The organism is Pseudoalteromonas sp. SiA1 (genome assembly GCF_018732205.1).
GTDB lineage: Bacteria > Pseudomonadota > Gammaproteobacteria > Enterobacterales > Alteromonadaceae > Pseudoalteromonas > Pseudoalteromonas tetraodonis.
Genome location: NZ_CP076084.1, coordinates 3088981 through 3107309, shown reverse-complemented (window position 1 = coordinate 3107309; position 18329 = coordinate 3088981). Strand labels below are relative to the sequence as shown.

The following is an 18329-nucleotide window of genomic DNA, read 5'->3' as shown; positions in this document are numbered from 1 at the left end:
ATGGCAGCAAAAATCCGTCGTGATGACGAAGTAATCGTACTAGCAGGTAAAGACAAAGGTAAGCGCGGCAAAGTGCTTTCAGTTGTAACCGAGTCTGGTCGAGTATTTGTCGAAGGCATTAACTTAATCAAGAAACACCAAAAGCCGGTTCCACAGTTGAACCAAGCTGGCGGTATTGTTGAGAAAGAGGCGTCTATCGACGTATCAAACGTTGCGATCTACAACTCGGAAACGAGCAAAGCAGATCGTGTAGGTTTCAAGATTGAAGATGGTAAGAAATTACGTATCTTTAAATCTACTGGTAAAACTATCTAATAGTTGGAGTAGAATGATGGCGAAACTGCATGAAGTATATAAAGACAAAGTAGTTGCTGAACTTCAAGAGAAGTTTGGTTTCAGCTCTGTCATGCAAGTCCCTCAGATCGAGAAGATCACATTAAATATGGGTGTGGGCGAAGCCTTAGCTGACAAGAAGATTTTAGATAACGCTGTTGCGGATCTAGAAGCTATCTCTGGTCAGAAACCTTTAATCACTAAAGCACGCAAATCTGTTGCTGGCTTCAAAGTGCGTGAAGGTTACCCGATTGGTTGTAAAGTAACCCTACGCGGCGAGCGTATGTGGGACTTTTTTGAGCGTTTGGTTTCAATCGCTATCCCACGTATCCGTGACTTCCGTGGTGTGAGTGCTAAGTCTTTTGATGGACGCGGTAACTACAGCATGGGCGTACGTGAACAAATCATCTTCCCAGAAATTGATTATGATAAAGTAGACCGTGTACGCGGTATGGATATCACAATCACTACATCTGCGAAATCAGATGAGGAAGGCCGTGCGTTGTTAGAAGCGTTTAACTTCCCATTCAAGAAATAAGGGTAGGGTTATGGCAAAGAATTCTATGAAAGCGCGCGAAGCAAAGCGCACTAAACTAGTTGCTCAGTACGCTGAAAAGCGTGCAGCACTAAAAGCTATCATCAGTGATGTTAATACATCTGAAGATGATCGTTGGGACGCGGTACTTAAGCTACAAGCTTTACCTCGTGATTCTAGCCCTGCACGTCAACGTAATCGTTGTAACATTACGGGCCGCCCACATGGTTTCCTTCGCAAATTCGGCATGAGCCGTATTAAAGTTCGCGAAGCAGCTATGCGCGGTGAAATTCCTGGCCTTAAAAAGGCTAGCTGGTAATAGAATCATGGGAGTAAGACTATGAGCTTGCAAGATCCTATCGCGGATTTATTTACACGAATCCGTAACGGTCAGTCAGCGAAGAAAGTATCTGTAACGATGCCTAATTCGAAACTGAAAGTAGCAGTAGCTAATGTATTAAAAAATGAAGGTTACATCGCAGACTTCTCAGTAAGTGGTGATGTAAAACCTGAGCTTTCTATCGAGTTAAAGTACTTCGAAGGCAAAGCTGTTATTGAAAATATCCAGCGTGTAAGTCGCCCTGGTCTACGTATCTATAAGAGACGTGACGAATTACCAAAGGTAATGGGTGGTTTAGGTATCGCTATCGTATCAACTTCTAAAGGCCTAATGACAGACCGCGCAGCACGTAGTGCAGGCGTTGGTGGTGAAATCATTGGTTTTGTAGCTTAATCGGAGGGGAACTATGTCTCGCATAGCAAAGGCACCAATAAACGTTCCTGCCGGTGTAGAAGTTACATTAAAAGGCCAGGAAATCACAGTTAAAGGCAAAAACGGTGAACTTACTCGTACTATCAACGATGCAGTTGAAGTACAAGTTAACGACAACGTTATTACAACTTTACCTCGTGAAGGCGTAGCCAATGCATGGGCACAAGCAGGTACTGCTCGCGCTCTAATCAACAACATGGTTGTTGGTACGCATGAAGGTTACGAGAAGAAACTTCAGTTAGTAGGTGTTGGTTACCGTGCTGCAGCTAAGGGCAAAGTTTTAGACTTAACTCTTGGTTTCTCGCACCCAGTTAATTTCGCAGTTCCTGAAGGAATTACGATTGAAACTCCAAGCCAAACAGAAGTTCTAGTTAAGGGCGTAGATAAGCAGTTAGTTGGTCAAACAGCTGCTAACATTCGTGCATACCGTAAACCTGAGCCTTATAAAGGTAAAGGTGTTCGTTATTCAGATGAGAATGTACGCCGTAAAGAGGCTAAGAAGAAGTAAGGTAAGACGATGGATAAAAAAACAGCTCGTCTACGTCGTGCTAAACGCACTCGTAGAAATTATATTGAACAAGGCACAACGCGTCTTGTTATCCACCGCACGCCACGTCACATTTACGCTCAAGTTGTAAACGCTGAGGGTAATGTACTGGCTGCTGCTTCTACTGTTGAGAAAGCTATTAGCGAAACAGTTAAAGGCACAGGCAACGTTGCAGCTGCACAAGCAGTTGGTAAAGCGGTTGCTGAACGTGCGGCTGACAAAGGCATCGAAAAGATTGCTTTTGATCGCAGTGGCTTTAAATATCACGGCCGTGTGAAGGCGCTAGCTGATGCTGCGCGTGAAGCCGGTTTGCAATTCTAGGAGTAGACAATGGCTAACGTAGAAGCAAAGCAACAACAGCCTGATTTAGCTGAAAAGCTAATCGCGGTGAACCGTGTGTCTAAAGTAGTTAAAGGTGGTCGTATCTTTAGCTTTACTGCACTAACTGTAGTTGGTGATGGCGCAGGTAAAGTAGGTTTCGGTTATGGTAAAGCACGTGAAGTTCCAGCTGCTATTCAAAAAGCAATGGAAAAAGCACGTCGTAACATGATCAACGTAGACCTAAATGGCAACACATTACAGCATCCTGTTAAAGGACGTCATGCTGGCTCACAAGTGTTTATGAAACCAGCATCTGAAGGTACTGGTATCATTGCAGGTGGTGCTATGCGTGCAGTACTTGAAGTGACTGGTGTGCAGAACGTACTTTCTAAATGTTACGGTTCTACTAACCCGATCAACGTTGTACGTGCAACGATCTCAGCTCTTGAGAACATGAATTCTCCTCAGTCGATCGCTGCAAAACGTGGTCTTCGAGTAGATGAGATTTTGGGGTAAACCATGGCTAATAAAACTGTAAAAGTAACACAAGTAAAAAGCTCTATCGGTCGTTTACCGAAGCATAAAGCTACATTACGCGGTCTTGGTTTACGTCGTATCAATCACACTGTTGAGTTAGAAGACACAGCATGTGTACGTGGTATGATTAACCAGGTTTATTACATGGTTAAGGTAGAGGGGTAATTCGATGCATTTGAATACACTTTCACCTGCTGCAGGTTCAAAAACTGCTCCAAAACGTGTTGGTCGTGGTATCGGTTCTGGTCTTGGTAAGACTGGTGGCCGTGGTCACAAAGGTCAAAAATCACGTTCTGGCGGTAAAGTACGCGTTGGTTTCGAAGGCGGTCAAATGCCTATGCAACGTCGTCTACCTAAGTTCGGTTTCACTTCTCGCAAATCATTAGTATCTGCAGAAATTAACCTATACGAAATCGCTAAAGTTGAAGGCGATGTGGTAGACCTAAGCGCGTTACAAGCAGCTGGTCTAGTTAAAAAGAACGTTCAGTTCGTTAAAGTTGTTAAATCTGGCGAAGTTTCACGCGCTGTTACCGTTAAAGGCCTTAAGGCTACTAAAGGTGCACGCGAAGCTATCGAAGCTGCCGGAGGCAAGGTAGAAGACTAAGGAAGTACTAATGGCTAAACCAGGTCAAGATACACAAAGTGCACAAGGTGGACTTTCGGAATTGAAGCGCCGATTACTCTTCGTATTGGGTGCTATCATAATTTACCGTCTAGGTTCATTTGTGCCGATCCCTGGGATTGACGCCGCTGTACTTGCCGATTTCTTCGAGCAACAAAAGGGCACCATTGTTGAGATGTTCAACATGTTTAGCGGTGGTGCGCTTGAGCGAGCTTCAGTGTTAGCACTGGGTATCATGCCGTATATCTCGGCTTCGATTATTACGCAACTATTAACGCATATGTATCCGCCGTTTATAGAGCTTAAGAAAGAAGGTGAGCAAGGGCGTAAAAAGATAAGCCAGTACACACGCTACGGCACGCTTGTGCTTGCTACTATCCAATCAATCGGTATTGCCACAAGCTTACCGGGCATGATGAACGGGTTAGTTGTTAACCCAGGTATGGGATTCTATTTCACCGCAGTGGTGAGTTTAGTAACCGGTACTATGTTCCTTATGTGGTTGGGCGAACAGATAACAGAACGTGGTATCGGTAACGGTATCTCAGTTCTAATATTTGTTGGTATTGTAGCTAACCTGCCGTCTGCTATTGGTTCGACAGCCGAAATGGCGCGCCAAGGTGATTTGAATGTTTTTGTACTGTTGATGGTTGCGGTTATAGTATTCGCTGTTACTTATCTTGTTGTATTCTTTGAACGTGGACAACGACGTATCGTTGTTAACTACGCCAAACGTCAACAAGGTCGTCAAGTATTTGCTGCTCAAAGCACGCATTTACCTCTGAAAGTAAATATGGCGGGTGTTATTCCACCAATCTTCGCTAGCAGTATAATTCTGTTCCCTGGTACAATTGCAAGCTGGTTCGGCCAGGGTGAAGGTCCGGTTGCTGATGTGCTACAAGCAATTGCTACAACGTTGACTCCAGGTCAGCCTTTGTATGCAATGGTTTTAGCTGCGGCTATCATCTTCTTCTGCTTTTTCTACACAGCGTTGGTTTTTAACCCGCGTGAAACGGCAGACAACCTGAAAAAATCTGGCGCATTTATCCCAGGTATTCGTCCAGGTGAGCAGACATCTAAATACATTGATAAAGTGATGACACGCCTGACATTGGCAGGTGCTTTGTATATAACCTTTATCTGTCTGGTGCCCGAATTCATGACTATGGCATGGCAAACGCCATTCTATTTCGGCGGTACATCAATTTTGATTATCGTTGTAGTAATCATGGACTTTATGGCACAAGTACAGACGCATCTGATGTCACATCAGTATGATTCTGTGCTGAAAAAAGCGAACCTTAAAGGCTACGGTCGATAAGGTCAGTTTACGGAGTTGAGCAATGAAAGTACGTGCTTCCGTTAAGAAAATATGCCGTAACTGTAAAGTTATTAAACGTGCTGGTGTAGTACGCGTAATTTGCAGTGAGCCTAAGCATAAGCAAAGGCAAGGCTAAGTAAACAGTCGTGCAGGCTGAGGTTTCTCGGCCTGTGTTTTTAGTTGTGATTTGGTCTTCGTTTGAGTATCCTTACGGGCTTTTCAAACAGATGATTACCAAATTCAAATATAGGAGATGTGTTAGTGGCCCGTATCGCTGGCATTAACGTCCCTGATCATAAACATGCAGTTATTGGTTTAACAGCTATTTATGGCATAGGTAAGACTCGCTCTAAGGCTATCTTAGAAGCGACTGGTATCGCCGAGACCACAAAAATCGGTGAACTTTCAGACGAAACACTTGACGTATTGCGTGAAGCAGTTGGCAAGTACACTGTAGAAGGTGACCTTCGTCGTGAAGTTACTTTGAATATCAAGCGCCTTATGGACCTTGGTTGTTTCCGTGGCCTACGTCACCGTCGCTCTTTACCACTTCGTGGTCAAAGAACAAAGACTAACGCGCGTACCCGTAAGGGTCCTCGTAAGCCTATTAAGCGATAAGGGGATAGTAAAATGGCTAAGACACCAATTCGTCGTAAAAAGGTTAAAAAGCAAGTTGCTGATGGTATGGCTCATGTTCATGCGTCTTTCAACAACACTATTGTAACGATTACCGACCGTCAAGGTAATGCACTATCATGGGCTACTGCCGGTGGTTCAGGTTTCCGTGGTTCACGTAAATCTACTCCATTTGCTGCTCAGGTTGCTGCAGAGCGTGCAGGTACTGCTGCTCAAGAATACGGTTTAAAAAATCTAGAAGTTTTCATCAAAGGTCCAGGTCCAGGTCGTGAATCTGCTGTACGTGCTTTGAATGCTGCTGGTTACCGTATCACCAACATTACTGACGTGACGCCAATACCACACAATGGTTGTCGTCCACCGAAGAAACGTCGCGTTTAACAATAGGTTAGGAGAAATAACATGGCAAGATATTTGGGCCCTAAGCTCAAGCTGAGTCGTCGTGAAGGTACTGACCTGTTCCTTAAGAGCGGCGTAAGAGCTATCGACTCTAAGTGTAAACTTGAGACTGCACCTGGTCAGCACGGCGCTCGTAAAGGACGCTTATCTGATTACGGTTTACAATTACGTGAAAAGCAAAAAGTACGTCGTATCTACGGTGTATTAGAAAAGCAATTCCGTAACTACTACAAAGAAGCTGCTCGCCTTAAAGGTAATACAGGTGAAAACTTGTTACAGCTTTTAGAGCAACGTTTAGACAATGTTGTATATCGCATGGGTTTTGCTAGCACACGCGCTGAAGCACGTCAGTTAGTAAGCCACAAAGCGATTCTAGTTAATGGTCGTGTTGTGAACATTCCTTCATACGTAATTACTCCAGAAGATACTGTTGTAATCCGTGAGAAGTCTAAGACACAAGCACGTATCATCGCTGCTCTAGAGTTGGCTGAGCAACGTGAAAAGCCGACTTGGGTTGAAGTTGACGGTAAGAAATTGGAAGGTAGCTTCAAGCGCCTACCTGAGCGTTCAGATCTGTCTGCGGACATTAATGAACAACTAATCGTCGAACTTTACTCTAAGTAAAGTTAAGAGTTAAGAGAGGATAAAATGCAGGGTTCTGTTACAGAATTTCTAAAACCAAGGTTAGTCGATATCGACGCTATAAACCCAACGCGTTCTAAAGTAGTTTTAGAACCACTCGAGCGTGGCTTTGGTCACACTTTGGGTAATGCCTTACGCCGTATACTGTTATCATCTATGCCTGGATGTGCAGTAACTGAAGTTGAAATCGACGGTGTATTGCATGAGTACAGCGCGAAAGAAGGCGTACAAGAAGACATCATTGAAATACTACTAAACCTTAAAGGTCTAGCGGTAACGTTAGAAGGCAAAGATGAAGTTTTTCTGACCCTGACTAAATCTGGTGTAGGCCCTGTGACTGCGGCAGATATTCAGCACGATGGCGATGTAACAATTGCTAACCCAGATCATGTTATTTGTAATTTAACTACAAATAACAGCGAGATCAGCATGCGTATTCGTGTTGAGCGTGGTCGTGGTTATGTGCCGGCATCTAGTCGTTTATCCTCTGATGACGATGAGCGTCCAATTGGTCGATTGCTGCTTGATGCATCATTCAGCCCAGTTGAACGTATTGCGTACTCGGTTGAATCAGCCCGTGTTGAGCAACGTACAGACTTAGACAAGTTAATCATTGATATGGAAACAAACGGCACTTTAGATCCTGAAGAAGCGATCCGCCGTGCGTCTACTATCTTAGCTGAGCAACTAGATGCATTCGTAGATTTACGCGATGTAACTGAGCCAGAAGAGAAAGAAGAGAAGCCAGAATTCGATCCTATTCTACTTCGTCCAGTTGATGATCTTGAACTAACAGTACGTTCAGCAAACTGTTTGAAAGCCGAGCAAATTCAATATATCGGTGATTTAGTTCAGCGCACTGAAGTTGAGCTTCTTAAAACGCCTAATTTAGGTAAGAAGTCTCTAACTGAAATAAAAGACGTGCTAGCTTCACGTGGTCTTTCTCTAGGTATGCGCCTAGAAAATTGGCCGCCTGCAAGCCTAGCTGAATAATCTAAATCACTATATTAGTTTAGTTAGAAGGATAGGGTCATGCGCCATCGTAAGAGTGGTCGTCAATTAAACCGTAACAGTAGCCATCGTAAAGCGATGTTCAGCAATATGGCAGGTTCTTTGGTGAAACATGAAATCATCAAAACTACTTTGCCTAAAGCGAAAGAGTTACGCCGTGTAATTGAACCTTTAATCACACTGGCTAAGACTGACAGCGTAGCAAATCGCCGTTTAGCATTTGCCCGCACGCGTGATAATGAAGTAGTTGGTAAATTGTTCAGCGAAATCGGTCCTCGTAATACAGACCGTCCAGGTGGTTACACTCGTATTCTTAAGTGTGGCTTCCGTGCTGGTGATAATGCACCAATGGCTTATATTGAACTAGTTGGTCGCCCAGCGGCGAGCGAAGAAGTTCAAGAAGACGCACAGTCTGCAGAGTAAGTCTTTAAAGAGACACCAAAAAGCCGAGCTTATGCTCGGCTTTTTAATACCTAAAATTTATCACACGGTAATAGGGTCGCGACAAGTCCTCCCCAATTTTTTTATCAATAATAAACAACAGCCCCATATCAATAAAGGCAGTCTATTTGCTACTAACAGAAAAATAGTTCGCTTATTTAAATACTTTCTTCATGTTACCCCTGACCTATATATGCTATTTAGCTATGATTGGTAAAAATAAGCTAATTATATAACTTAAGGTTGTGATTAACGTCATAGGTTGAAACAGTAAATACATAAGTAAAGAAAGCCTTACCTATATGCTATGTTTTTTGCCAAATGCCCTTAGTGTTCTACTAGCTAAAATAGTTATAGCAAGAAATCGGATGCTATTTGCAAGCGATTTCAACATCAACATCAACACGTTATCATTAAAAAATAACTTATAACCTCATTTGAAGCTAAATATGCTTGAGTTTAGTTGTCTTTTTAAGCGTTTAGTTGTAATTTTGTTCGAACAGTCATTTATTTCAAGTTTTCTTCAAAAAAGGGTTGATCTGTTTTCGGATCTCCCTATAATGCGACCCCACTGAGACGGCAGAGCGCAACGCATAGCGAGGCACGAGCTACTCAGTGAGTCGAGTAAAACTTAGTTTCGAAAACTTTCAAGTTTAACAAAATTAAGTGTTGACAAAAAAATAGGAAAGCGTAATATGCGCAGCCCTAGCGAGATAAAGTTAAGCGCTTTAATCGCAACGTTCTTTAACAATATAAAGCAATCATCTGTGTGGGCACTCGTACAGATTGAGTTCTAACAGCCAAGCTACTTAGGTAGTGAGGCAAGCAAATTTAGAGTCTCAATTGAACTGAGTGACCAACAGAATAGTTACTTAGGTAATTATTCAGCACAGTCAATTCAATATCGAAAGATATTAAATAAATTCAGAATTCATTGAGCTGTCGAAAGACAAAAAACTTTTTAATTGAAGAGTTTGATCATGGCTCAGATTGAACGCTGGCGGCAGGCCTAACACATGCAAGTCGAGCGGTAACATTTCTAGCTTGCTAGAAGATGACGAGCGGCGGACGGGTGAGTAATGCTTGGGAACATGCCTTGAGGTGGGGGACAACAGTTGGAAACGACTGCTAATACCGCATAATGTCTACGGACCAAAGGGGGCTTCGGCTCTCGCCTTTAGATTGGCCCAAGTGGGATTAGCTAGTTGGTGAGGTAATGGCTCACCAAGGCGACGATCCCTAGCTGGTTTGAGAGGATGATCAGCCACACTGGGACTGAGACACGGCCCAGACTCCTACGGGAGGCAGCAGTGGGGAATATTGCACAATGGGCGCAAGCCTGATGCAGCCATGCCGCGTGTGTGAAGAAGGCCTTCGGGTTGTAAAGCACTTTCAGTCAGGAGGAAAGGTTAGTAGTTAATACCTGCTAGCTGTGACGTTACTGACAGAAGAAGCACCGGCTAACTCCGTGCCAGCAGCCGCGGTAATACGGAGGGTGCGAGCGTTAATCGGAATTACTGGGCGTAAAGCGTACGCAGGCGGTTTGTTAAGCGAGATGTGAAAGCCCCGGGCTCAACCTGGGAACTGCATTTCGAACTGGCAAACTAGAGTGTGATAGAGGGTGGTAGAATTTCAGGTGTAGCGGTGAAATGCGTAGAGATCTGAAGGAATACCGATGGCGAAGGCAGCCACCTGGGTCAACACTGACGCTCATGTACGAAAGCGTGGGGAGCAAACAGGATTAGATACCCTGGTAGTCCACGCCGTAAACGATGTCTACTAGAAGCTCGGAACCTCGGTTCTGTTTTTCAAAGCTAACGCATTAAGTAGACCGCCTGGGGAGTACGGCCGCAAGGTTAAAACTCAAATGAATTGACGGGGGCCCGCACAAGCGGTGGAGCATGTGGTTTAATTCGATGCAACGCGAAGAACCTTACCTACACTTGACATACAGAGAACTTACTAGAGATAGTTTGGTGCCTTCGGGAACTCTGATACAGGTGCTGCATGGCTGTCGTCAGCTCGTGTTGTGAGATGTTGGGTTAAGTCCCGCAACGAGCGCAACCCCTATCCTTAGTTGCTAGCAGGTAATGCTGAGAACTCTAAGGAGACTGCCGGTGATAAACCGGAGGAAGGTGGGGACGACGTCAAGTCATCATGGCCCTTACGTGTAGGGCTACACACGTGCTACAATGGCGCATACAGAGTGCTGCGAACTCGCGAGAGTAAGCGAATCACTTAAAGTGCGTCGTAGTCCGGATTGGAGTCTGCAACTCGACTCCATGAAGTCGGAATCGCTAGTAATCGCGTATCAGAATGACGCGGTGAATACGTTCCCGGGCCTTGTACACACCGCCCGTCACACCATGGGAGTGGGTTGCTCCAGAAGTAGATAGTCTAACCCTCGGGAGGACGTTTACCACGGAGTGATTCATGACTGGGGTGAAGTCGTAACAAGGTAGCCCTAGGGGAACCTGGGGCTGGATCACCTCCTTATACGATTTAGAACTTATTTGTTCGTAGTGTCCACACAGATGATTGTTAGTTAGTTTGCTCTTTGAGTTTACTAATTAATATGCTCTTTAAAAATTTGGAAAAGCTGATAATAAAATTCGTATGAATAACAGTGTTATTTGTACAGAGTTTTCAAAAGTAAAAAAGAATGATAGCAGTATCATTCAGTGCCATTTAATAAACGTTTACGTTTGTTGATTGGTATCTACTTTAGTATTCAATATTAACTTCTGGCGAAGTTAAACTGTCACACAACAAAGACCCGTTTGGGTTGTATGGTTAAGTGACTAAGCGTACACGGTGGATGCCTTGGCAGTTGGAGGCGATGAAGGACGTATTAACTTGCGATAAGCCTAGTCAAGCTAGTAAAAAGCACTTGAGACTAGGATTTCCGAATGGGGAAACCCACCTGCTTGCAGGTATCGTTAACTGAATACATAGGTTAACGAGGCGAACGCGGAGAACTGAAACATCTAAGTACCCGTAGGAAAAGAAATCAACCGAGATTCCGATAGTAGCGGCGAGCGAAGTCGGAACAGCCCTTAAGCTTATTATGTGTTAATGGAAGGCTCTGGAAAGTGCCACGATACAGGGTGATAGTCCCGTACATGAAAACGCATTTTAAGTGAAATCGAGTAGGTCGGAGCACGTGAAACTTTGACTGAATATAGGTGGACCATCATCTAAGGCTAAATACTCCCAACTGACCGATAGTGAACCAGTACCGTGAGGGAAAGGCGAAAAGAACCCCTGTGAGGGGAGTGAAATAGAACCTGAAACCGTGTACGTACAAGCAGTAGGAGCCCACTTGTTGGGTGACTGCGTACCTTTTGTATAATGGGTCAGCGACTTATATTTTGTAGCGAGGTTAACCGATTAGGGTAGCCGTAGGGAAACCGAGTCTTAACTGGGCGAATAGTTGCAAGGTATAGACCCGAAACCCGGTGATCTAGCCATGGGCAGGTTGAAGGTTGAGTAACATCAACTGGAGGACCGAACCCACTAACGTTGAAAAGTTAGGGGATGACCTGTGGTTAGGAGTGAAAGGCTAATCAAACCGGGAGATAGCTGGTTCTCCCCGAAATCTATTTAGGTAGAGCCTCGGACGAATACTTACGGGGGTAGAGCACTGTTAAGGCTAGGGGGTCATCCCGACTTACCAACCCTTTGCAAACTCCGAATACCGTAAAGTACTATCCGGGAGACACACGGCGGGTGCTAACGTCCGTCGTGAAGAGGGAAACAACCCAGACCGCCAGCTAAGGTCCCAAAGTCATAGTTAAGTGGGAAACGATGTGGAAAGGCCCAGACAGCCAGGAGGTTGGCTTAGAAGCAGCCATCCTTTAAAGAAAGCGTAATAGCTCACTGGTCGAGTCGGTCTGCGCGGAAGATGTAACGGGGCTAAACTATGCACCGAAGCTGCGGATTCAAAATTTATTTTGAGTGGTAGGGGAGCGTTCTGTAAGCGGTTGAAGGTGTACCGGGAGGTATGCTGGACGTATCAGAAGTGCGAATGCTGACATGAGTAACGATAATGCGGGTGAAAAACCCGCACGCCGGAAGACCAAGGGTTCCTATCCCATGTTAATCAGGGTAGGGTAAGTCGACCCCTAAGGCGAGGCCGAAAGGCGTAGTCGATGGGAAACGGATTAATATTTCCGTACTTGGTATAATTGCGATGGGGGGACGGAGCAGGCTAAGCAAGCATGGCGATGGTAGTCCATGTGAAAGTGTGTAGGCTAGTGACTTAGGTAAATCCGGGTTGCTGTTAGGCTGAGACACGAGACGAGTCACCACGGTGATGAAGTTGCTGATGCCATACTTCCAGGAAAAGCCTCTAAGCTTCAGATTATACCGAATCGTACCCCAAACCGACACAGGTGGTCAGGTAGAGAATACTAAGGCGCTTGAGAGAACTCGGGTGAAGGAACTAGGCAAAATCGTACCGTAACTTCGGGAGAAGGTACGCTCCGATTGGTGATGAGACTTGCTCTCTAAGCTGATTGGAGCCGCAGTGACCAGGTGGCTGGGACTGTTTATTAAAAACACAGCACTGTGCAAAATCGCAAGATGACGTATACGGTGTGACACCTGCCCGGTGCCGGAAGGTTAATTGATGGGGTTATCTTCGGAGAAGCTCTTGATCGAAGCCCCGGTAAACGGCGGCCGTAACTATAACGGTCCTAAGGTAGCGAAATTCCTTGTCGGGTAAGTTCCGACCTGCACGAATGGTGTAACCATGGCCACGCTGTCTCCACCCGAGACTCAGTGAAATTGAAATCGCAGTGAAGATGCTGTGTACCCGCGGCTAGACGGAAAGACCCCGTGAACCTTTACTACAGCTTGGCACTGAACATTGAACCTACATGTGTAGGATAGGTGGGAGACTTAGAAGCAGAGACGCTAGTTTTTGTGGAGTCGTCCTTGAAATACCACCCTTGTAGTTTTGATGTTCTAACGTTGGCCCCTGAATCGGGGTTACGGACAGTGCCTGGTGGGTAGTTTGACTGGGGCGGTCTCCTCCCAAAGAGTAACGGAGGAGCACGAAGGTTGGCTAAGTACGGTCGGACATCGTACGGTTAGTGTAATGGTAGAAGCCAGCTTAACTGCGAGACAGACACGTCGAGCAGGTACGAAAGTAGGTCATAGTGATCCGGTGGTTCTGAATGGAAGGGCCATCGCTCAACGGATAAAAGGTACTCCGGGGATAACAGGCTGATACCGCCCAAGAGTTCATATCGACGGCGGTGTTTGGCACCTCGATGTCGGCTCATCACATCCTGGGGCTGAAGTCGGTCCCAAGGGTATGGCTGTTCGCCATTTAAAGTGGTACGCGAGCTGGGTTTAGAACGTCGTGAGACAGTTCGGTCCCTATCTGCCGTGGGCGTTTGAGAATTGAGAGGGGTTGCTCCTAGTACGAGAGGACCGGAGTGAACGAACCGCTGGTGTTCGGGTTGTCATGCCAATGGCATTGCCCGGTAGCTACGTTCGGAACTGATAAGCGCTGAAAGCATCTAAGCGCGAAGCAGGCCTCGAGATGAGTTCTCACTAGACTTTTAAAGTCTCTGAAGGGCCGTTGAAGACTACAACGTTGATAGGCAAGATGTGGAAGTGGTGTGAGCCATTAAGCTAACTTGTACTAATTACCCGTGAGGCTTAACCATACAACGCCAAACGCGTTTTATGCGACAGTTTAAGCGCAGAAGTTAATAGACTAAAGTAGATTACTTGATTACTCTTTATTATCAGAATTCCAAATTTTAGTAAGGTCGATTAAATCGAACTTACACCAAATTTGCTTGGTGACAATAGCGTTTTGGACCCACCTGACCCCATGCCGAACTCAGTAGTGAAACGAAACAGCGCCGATGATAGTGTAGCATTTGCTATGTGAAAGTAGGACATTACCAGGCTCCAAATTTAGAAAGCCCGACTAGAAATAGTCGGGCTTTTTTACGTCTGCAGGAAAGTAAAACCCCAAAGCCAAGACCTCGCACCGAACTCAGTAGTGGCCGCTCTTGCACATCCTGTACTCCACGGCATTCGTATTCCTATACATCAAACAAAACAGCCCGAAGGCGAGCCCTGCACAAGGCCGCCCCGACACAATGGTGGTCTAGCATTTGCTATGTGGCTCTCTACCGCTGTGGGCACTACGACATCACCAGGCTCCAAATAAGAGAAAGCCCGACTAGAAATAGTCGGGCTTTTTTACGTCTGCAGAAAAGTGAAAATGCAGGTTCGAGGTGAAAGGTATTAGGTTAAAGGAAGAGAGTTGATCAGAGCTGACACCACGATATTCTATTGCGTTGTTCCTACGAAGTAGTGCACCATGGCTCCAAACTGAGAAAGCCCGATTAGCAATCGTCGGGCTTTTTACGTACGCAGGAATGACACACTAAAGGCCTGTGGTGATAGATGTTATGTAATACCAATCCGCAATAATACTCAATTATTTTGCGGGGCTAAACATGTCGCTATCTGTGTTAAAAAATTCTTATTTAGAACAACTAAATAGCGAATTTTTTGCCTAGCTATCAACCCGTTTTTCCTGCCTCAAAATAGACCGCTTAATTAAGCGAATTGGTATAAAATGCTAAAGGAGTTCAGCGATTAAGCCCAACGTGATTACTTAGGACTGTGTACAATACTAATCTACTTTGTTGGTGAAGTCATAGTCGTGTGTGATCTTGAATATAGAAGGGGAAGCGTGTATTTCACATCGCTATCAAGTCTAATGTACGCATTTATTGCTAGCCTAAATATATAATGTCTAAACGAATCAGCTACGGTTTTTTTAAGGCCTTATAAGATCGCTGTATGCATATAGAAAAACTTATTTAAGCTGGGCTGAAAAGTGACTATGGTCTTTATTTTAGCTATTAGATGATTTTGCAGAATATATTATAGAAATGATATTTATTGAGTAAAAACAAGTAGGATCAAAAACGCCAACTCAAGGTTGGCGTTTTAATTATGAGGCTAAAGGTGATTATTAAACTTTAGGGCCTGCATTTTTAATTTCTTCAGATACGTCGTATTTTGCGAAGTTTTCTGTGAAATCAGCGGCTAGTTTAGCTGCATATTCAGCATACTTAGCTTTGTCTTCCCATGTATTGATTGGGTTAAGCAGCTTGCTATCAACGCCTGGTACTGCAACTGGTACGTCTAGATTTAGCACGTCAATGTGTTGAGTTTCAACACCAGCTAATTTTCCAGATACGATTGCGTCAACAACAGCACGTGTTGTTGGAATATTGAAACGCTTACCAATACCGTAAGGACCCCCTGTCCAGCCTGTATTAACTAGGTAAACTTTAGCGCCGAACTCGCGTACACGCTTCATTAGAAGTTCTGCGTAGACACCTGCAGGACGTGGGAAGAAAGGTGCGCCAAAACAGGTTGAAAATGTAGATTCGATGTCACTGGTAGAGCCAATTTCTGTAGAGCCTACTTTTGCAGTGTAACCACTTAAGAAGTGGAATGCTGCAGCTTCTTCGGTTAGTACAGATACTGGAGGAAGGACACCACTTACATCACATGTTAAGAATACAACCGCTTTAGGCTCGCCTGCACGGTTTTCAACTTTGCGTTTTTCAACATGCTCCAGTGGATAAGCTGCACGGCTATTTTGAGTTAGGCTGGTATCATTAAAATCAGGAACGCGATTTTCATCAAGTACGACATTTTCTAAGATGGTTCCAAAACGGATAGCATCCCAAATAACAGGTTCGTTTTTCTGAGAAAGGTCGATACATTTAGCGTAACAACCACCTTCGATATTAAATACGCTACCAGGTGCCCAGCCGTGCTCATCATCACCGATTAAGAAGCGAGTTGGATCGGCTGATAACGTTGTTTTACCTGTACCAGATAAACCAAAGAATAACGCAGTATCGCCTGCTTCGCCTACGTTAGCAGAACAGTGCATTGGTAATACACCTTTCGCTGGTAGTAGGAAGTTTTGCACAGAGAACATCGATTTTTTCATTTCACCCGCGTAGCGCATGCCAGCAAGTAACACCTTACGTTGAGCAAAGTTAATAATAACTGTGCCATCGCTATTGGTACCATCGCGTTCTGGATCACATACAAACGAAGGTACATTCATTACTTGCCACTGAGGGAAGTCTGCTTTGTTGTATGATTCTGGTTGGATGAACATGTTTTTAGCGAAGATATGGTGCCAAGCAGTTTCTGTTGTTACAACCACTGGAAGATAGTGCTCTGGATCAGCGCCAACTTCAAGGTGAGAGATAAAGTGGTCATTGCTTTGCACATGTGCTTCTACACGTGCCCATAACGCGTCAAACTTATCTGCATCGAATGGGCGATTTACATTACCCCATTGGATTTCATTTTCAGTACTTGATTCTTGAACAATAAAACGATCTTTTGGAGAACGACCGGTACGACGACCAGTGTTAGCTACAAAAGCACCATTGGCGGCTAAAGTCCCTTCGCCACGGCTGATAGCGTGTTCGACAAGTTCAGCTGCAGTTAGATCGACAAAACGGGTAGCGCTTGAAGTCATGTTTATACCTAAATTGTGTGAGATTGAACGGGATAGCTCTGGGTCTTAGTAACCTTTAAGCTGCAATTATAGTAACAGATGGATTAAGGATATTCGAGCTTATAAACGCCGTAAAAACATATAAATTAAGGAAAAAACATGAATAATTTCAATGATACCGGTGTCATGAAAAATGCTCAGCTTGTGATACCGGTGTCATTTTTTAGGCACAAAAAAGCCATAAAAAATTATGGCTATTTTGTGCTGTGTTTTATAAAAGTAGATTAGTTAAATATACTTTTTATATCTTGCTCGTTAAACACATAATCTTTTAAACAGTAATGGCAGCTAATTTTAATCTCACCATTTTTTTCAACATCGTCCAAAAGCGCTTGTTGGCCAACATTAACTAAAGCCGTCATCGTTTTTTCGCGGTTACAGCCACATTTAAATTGAATTGGTTGAGGATCAAATACTCGCGGATTATCTTCATGATAAAGACGCGTTAAAATAGTATTGGCATCGAGCTCTAATAGCTCTTCATCTTTAATGGTATTGCTGAGTGCTTCTAAGTGAGCAAAATCTTCAATCGACTTTTGTTTATCAACAGGTAGCACTTGTAAAAATAGCCCACATGCTTTGGCGCTTCCCTCTGTGGTGTCGGTTGCAAACCAAAGGCGCGTTTTTAATTGTTCAGATTGCTCAAAATAGCTTTCTATACATTCACTTAAGGTATCATGCTCTAAAGGCACTATACCTTGGTAACGCTCCCCTTGCGTTGGAGTAATAGTGATAACCATGTAACCTTGGCCTATAAGCTCTCTAACTGTTGACCCTGTCACTTCACTTTGAAGTCGTGCTATGCCACGCATATTTTGTTGGTCGTCACCATTAATAACTGCATATTTTACCGGCCCATCACCTTGTAGTTGAACGGCAATTTCGCCTTCAAACTTTAATGTTGCTGTTAATAAACAGGTTGCAACAAGCAGCTCACCTAGTAATGCTTTAACGGGCTCTGGGTAATTGTGTTTAGCAATCATTTCATTGTAAGCGTTGTCTATTTGTACGAGTTCGCCACGAACATCGAGATTGTCGAATAAATAGCGATGAAGTAAATCTTGTTGCATGAGCGGCTATACCTAACTTGATTTCATTTTTAAAAGTTCGCGTCTTTGCTTTTTATCAGGCTTTTTAACCGGATGAGGTGCAAAGAAGCTGTTATTTTTGCGTGCGATAGTATTTTCTTCACGCTTAGCAATACTTGCATCAGATTCTTGATACAAGGTCTGTGCAATGGGGGCGCTTTGGCGCTTTTCAAGTATATTTAATACTGTGACAGTTTTTTCATCAACGCCCTGGGCTAGCTTTATAACGGCGCCAATTTCTACAATTTTGCTGGCCTTACTACGTTGACCATTATAATGTACTTTGCCGCCTTGTACCATTTCGCGTGCTATTGCTCGCGTCTTATAAAATCGAGCAGCCCATAACCATTTATCTAACCTGACTTTAAGTTCGCTCGAGTTTTCTGAGTTGTCGTTAAGTTTAGCTTTTTTTGTCATGGAACATCTCTAGTAAATTCGGTTATTAGCTAAATTACCATGAAATAGGTATGCCATGAAGTTATAGCTTGATTCTGTAACTAATGAGGAAGATAAATTAATCTGTTTACAAAGTTTAAT

Annotated in this window: 20 protein-coding genes and 3 rRNA genes; 20 read left to right on the top strand and 3 right to left on the bottom strand. The window is 44.2% G+C overall.

Going from position 1 to position 18329, the window contains the following annotated elements:
- The 19 genes from rplX (at window position 1) to rrf (ending at window position 14044) form a co-directional block, all read left to right on the top strand.
- Window positions 1–315, top strand: a complete 315-nt coding sequence (gene rplX / locus KK487_RS14420; RefSeq protein WP_004589210.1) for a 50S ribosomal protein L24 — start codon at window positions 1–3, stop codon at window positions 313–315.
- Window positions 316–331: 16 nt separating this feature from the next.
- Complete coding sequence (gene rplE / locus KK487_RS14415; RefSeq protein WP_010392500.1) at window positions 332–871, top strand: 50S ribosomal protein L5; 540 nt, start codon at window positions 332–334, stop codon at window positions 869–871.
- Between the two features lie 10 nt (window positions 872–881).
- Window positions 882–1187 carry a 30S ribosomal protein S14 gene (gene rpsN, locus KK487_RS14410; RefSeq protein ID WP_006794245.1) on the top strand — a complete coding sequence of 102 codons (306 nt, stop codon included), beginning with the start codon at window positions 882–884 and terminating at the stop codon, window positions 1185–1187.
- A 21-nt stretch (window positions 1188–1208) separates the two neighbouring features.
- Entirely contained in the window at window positions 1209–1601 is a 393-nt protein-coding gene (gene rpsH, locus KK487_RS14405) for a 30S ribosomal protein S8 (protein ID WP_016899320.1), read from the top strand.
- Window positions 1602–1614: 13 nt separating this feature from the next.
- Window positions 1615–2148: a 50S ribosomal protein L6 gene (rplF, locus tag KK487_RS14400; protein ID WP_006794247.1), complete on the top strand. Its 534-nt coding sequence runs from the start codon at window positions 1615–1617 to the stop codon at window positions 2146–2148.
- 9 nt (window positions 2149–2157) lie between these two features.
- A complete protein-coding gene (rplR, locus tag KK487_RS14395) occupies window positions 2158–2508 on the top strand; it encodes a 50S ribosomal protein L18 (RefSeq protein ID WP_008115388.1) in 351 nt (116 codons plus the stop codon).
- Between the two features lie 9 nt (window positions 2509–2517).
- Window positions 2518–3024, top strand: coding sequence for a 30S ribosomal protein S5 (rpsE, locus tag KK487_RS14390; RefSeq protein ID WP_008115387.1), 507 nt, complete (start codon window positions 2518–2520; stop codon window positions 3022–3024).
- Between the two features lie 3 nt (window positions 3025–3027).
- Window positions 3028–3210, top strand: a complete 183-nt coding sequence (rpmD, locus tag KK487_RS14385) for a 50S ribosomal protein L30 (protein ID WP_008115384.1) — start codon at window positions 3028–3030, stop codon at window positions 3208–3210.
- Between the two features lie 4 nt (window positions 3211–3214).
- Window positions 3215–3649, top strand: a complete 435-nt coding sequence (gene rplO / locus KK487_RS14380; protein ID WP_013466073.1) for a 50S ribosomal protein L15 — start codon at window positions 3215–3217, stop codon at window positions 3647–3649.
- 10 nt (window positions 3650–3659) lie between these two features.
- Window positions 3660–4988, top strand: coding sequence for a preprotein translocase subunit SecY (secY, locus tag KK487_RS14375; RefSeq protein ID WP_008115380.1), 1329 nt, complete (start codon window positions 3660–3662; stop codon window positions 4986–4988).
- Between the two features lie 22 nt (window positions 4989–5010).
- Window positions 5011–5124 carry a 50S ribosomal protein L36 gene (gene rpmJ / locus KK487_RS14370; RefSeq protein ID WP_002959476.1) on the top strand — a complete coding sequence of 38 codons (114 nt, stop codon included), beginning with the start codon at window positions 5011–5013 and terminating at the stop codon, window positions 5122–5124.
- Between the two features lie 125 nt (window positions 5125–5249).
- On the top strand, window positions 5250–5606 hold the full coding sequence (gene rpsM / locus KK487_RS14365; protein WP_008115377.1) for a 30S ribosomal protein S13: 357 nt from the start codon (window positions 5250–5252) through the stop codon (window positions 5604–5606).
- Between the two features lie 12 nt (window positions 5607–5618).
- Window positions 5619–6005 (top strand): 30S ribosomal protein S11, encoded by a 387-nt coding sequence (rpsK, locus tag KK487_RS14360; protein ID WP_002959471.1) that lies wholly within the window; start codon window positions 5619–5621, stop codon window positions 6003–6005.
- A 21-nt stretch (window positions 6006–6026) separates the two neighbouring features.
- Window positions 6027–6647: a 30S ribosomal protein S4 gene (rpsD, locus tag KK487_RS14355; protein ID WP_002959461.1), complete on the top strand. Its 621-nt coding sequence runs from the start codon at window positions 6027–6029 to the stop codon at window positions 6645–6647.
- Window positions 6648–6671: 24 nt separating this feature from the next.
- Window positions 6672–7658, top strand: a complete 987-nt coding sequence (locus tag KK487_RS14350; protein WP_008115371.1) for a DNA-directed RNA polymerase subunit alpha — start codon at window positions 6672–6674, stop codon at window positions 7656–7658.
- Between the two features lie 39 nt (window positions 7659–7697).
- Window positions 7698–8099, top strand: coding sequence for a 50S ribosomal protein L17 (rplQ, locus tag KK487_RS14345; RefSeq protein ID WP_013466072.1), 402 nt, complete (start codon window positions 7698–7700; stop codon window positions 8097–8099).
- Between the two features lie 980 nt (window positions 8100–9079).
- Window positions 9080–10613 (top strand): 16S ribosomal RNA (locus KK487_RS14340).
- Between the two features lie 295 nt (window positions 10614–10908).
- Window positions 10909–13795: ribosomal RNA gene (locus tag KK487_RS14335) — 23S ribosomal RNA — on the top strand.
- A gap of 134 nt (window positions 13796–13929) precedes the next feature.
- Window positions 13930–14044: ribosomal RNA gene (gene rrf / locus KK487_RS14330) — 5S ribosomal RNA — on the top strand.
- Together the 16S, 23S and 5S rRNA genes form the textbook arrangement of a ribosomal RNA operon.
- A 1082-nt stretch (window positions 14045–15126) precedes the next feature.
- Here rrf and KK487_RS14325 read toward each other — a convergent pair.
- Window positions 15127–16665 (bottom strand): phosphoenolpyruvate carboxykinase, encoded by a 1539-nt coding sequence (locus KK487_RS14325; RefSeq protein WP_215521874.1) that lies wholly within the window; start codon window positions 16663–16665, stop codon window positions 15127–15129.
- A gap of 138 nt (window positions 16666–16803) precedes the next feature.
- Here KK487_RS14325 and KK487_RS18610 point away from each other — a divergent pair, with 138 nt between their 5' ends.
- Window positions 16804–16932 (top strand): hypothetical protein, encoded by a 129-nt coding sequence (locus tag KK487_RS18610; protein ID WP_013464244.1) that lies wholly within the window; start codon window positions 16804–16806, stop codon window positions 16930–16932.
- Here the strand turns inward: KK487_RS18610 and hslO are convergent.
- Both hslO and hslR read right to left on the bottom strand, forming a co-directional pair.
- Window positions 16929–17774: an Hsp33 family molecular chaperone HslO gene (gene hslO, locus KK487_RS14320; protein WP_013464245.1), complete on the bottom strand. Its 846-nt coding sequence runs from the start codon at window positions 17772–17774 to the stop codon at window positions 16929–16931. The genes KK487_RS18610 and hslO overlap by 4 nt on opposite strands.
- A 12-nt stretch (window positions 17775–17786) precedes the next feature.
- Complete coding sequence (hslR, locus tag KK487_RS14315) at window positions 17787–18209, bottom strand: ribosome-associated heat shock protein Hsp15 (RefSeq protein ID WP_013464246.1); 423 nt, start codon at window positions 18207–18209, stop codon at window positions 17787–17789.
- Window positions 18210–18329: the final 120 nt, after the last annotated feature.

Bases quoted from the DNA above. Each gene is read 5' to 3' on its own strand.
- rplO (WP_013466073.1), top strand. From the start codon at position 3,215: ATGCATTTGAATACACTTTCACCTGCTGCAGGTTCAAAAACTGCTCCA.
- rpmJ (WP_002959476.1), top strand. From the start codon at position 5,011: ATGAAAGTACGTGCTTCCGTTAAGAAAATATGCCGTAACTGTAAAGTT.
- rpsD (WP_002959461.1), top strand. From the start codon at position 6,027: ATGGCAAGATATTTGGGCCCTAAGCTCAAGCTGAGTCGTCGTGAAGGT.
- rpsE (WP_008115387.1), top strand. From the start codon at position 2,518: ATGGCTAACGTAGAAGCAAAGCAACAACAGCCTGATTTAGCTGAAAAG.
- rpsN (WP_006794245.1), top strand. From the start codon at position 882: ATGGCAAAGAATTCTATGAAAGCGCGCGAAGCAAAGCGCACTAAACTA.
- rplE (WP_010392500.1), top strand. From the start codon at position 332: ATGGCGAAACTGCATGAAGTATATAAAGACAAAGTAGTTGCTGAACTT.
- KK487_RS14325 (WP_215521874.1), bottom strand. From the start codon at position 16,665: ATGACTTCAAGCGCTACCCGTTTTGTCGATCTAACTGCAGCTGAACTT.
- rpmD (WP_008115384.1), top strand. From the start codon at position 3,028: ATGGCTAATAAAACTGTAAAAGTAACACAAGTAAAAAGCTCTATCGGT.
- rplQ (WP_013466072.1), top strand. From the start codon at position 7,698: ATGCGCCATCGTAAGAGTGGTCGTCAATTAAACCGTAACAGTAGCCAT.
- KK487_RS14350 (WP_008115371.1), top strand. From the start codon at position 6,672: ATGCAGGGTTCTGTTACAGAATTTCTAAAACCAAGGTTAGTCGATATC.
- rplX (WP_004589210.1), top strand. From the start codon at position 1: ATGGCAGCAAAAATCCGTCGTGATGACGAAGTAATCGTACTAGCAGGT.
- rplF (WP_006794247.1), top strand. From the start codon at position 1,615: ATGTCTCGCATAGCAAAGGCACCAATAAACGTTCCTGCCGGTGTAGAA.
- rpsK (WP_002959471.1), top strand. From the start codon at position 5,619: ATGGCTAAGACACCAATTCGTCGTAAAAAGGTTAAAAAGCAAGTTGCT.
- KK487_RS18610 (WP_013464244.1), top strand. From the start codon at position 16,804: ATGAATAATTTCAATGATACCGGTGTCATGAAAAATGCTCAGCTTGTG.
- secY (WP_008115380.1), top strand. From the start codon at position 3,660: ATGGCTAAACCAGGTCAAGATACACAAAGTGCACAAGGTGGACTTTCG.
- hslO (WP_013464245.1), bottom strand. From the start codon at position 17,774: ATGCAACAAGATTTACTTCATCGCTATTTATTCGACAATCTCGATGTT.
- rpsH (WP_016899320.1), top strand. From the start codon at position 1,209: ATGAGCTTGCAAGATCCTATCGCGGATTTATTTACACGAATCCGTAAC.
- rplR (WP_008115388.1), top strand. From the start codon at position 2,158: ATGGATAAAAAAACAGCTCGTCTACGTCGTGCTAAACGCACTCGTAGA.
- hslR (WP_013464246.1), bottom strand. From the start codon at position 18,209: ATGACAAAAAAAGCTAAACTTAACGACAACTCAGAAAACTCGAGCGAA.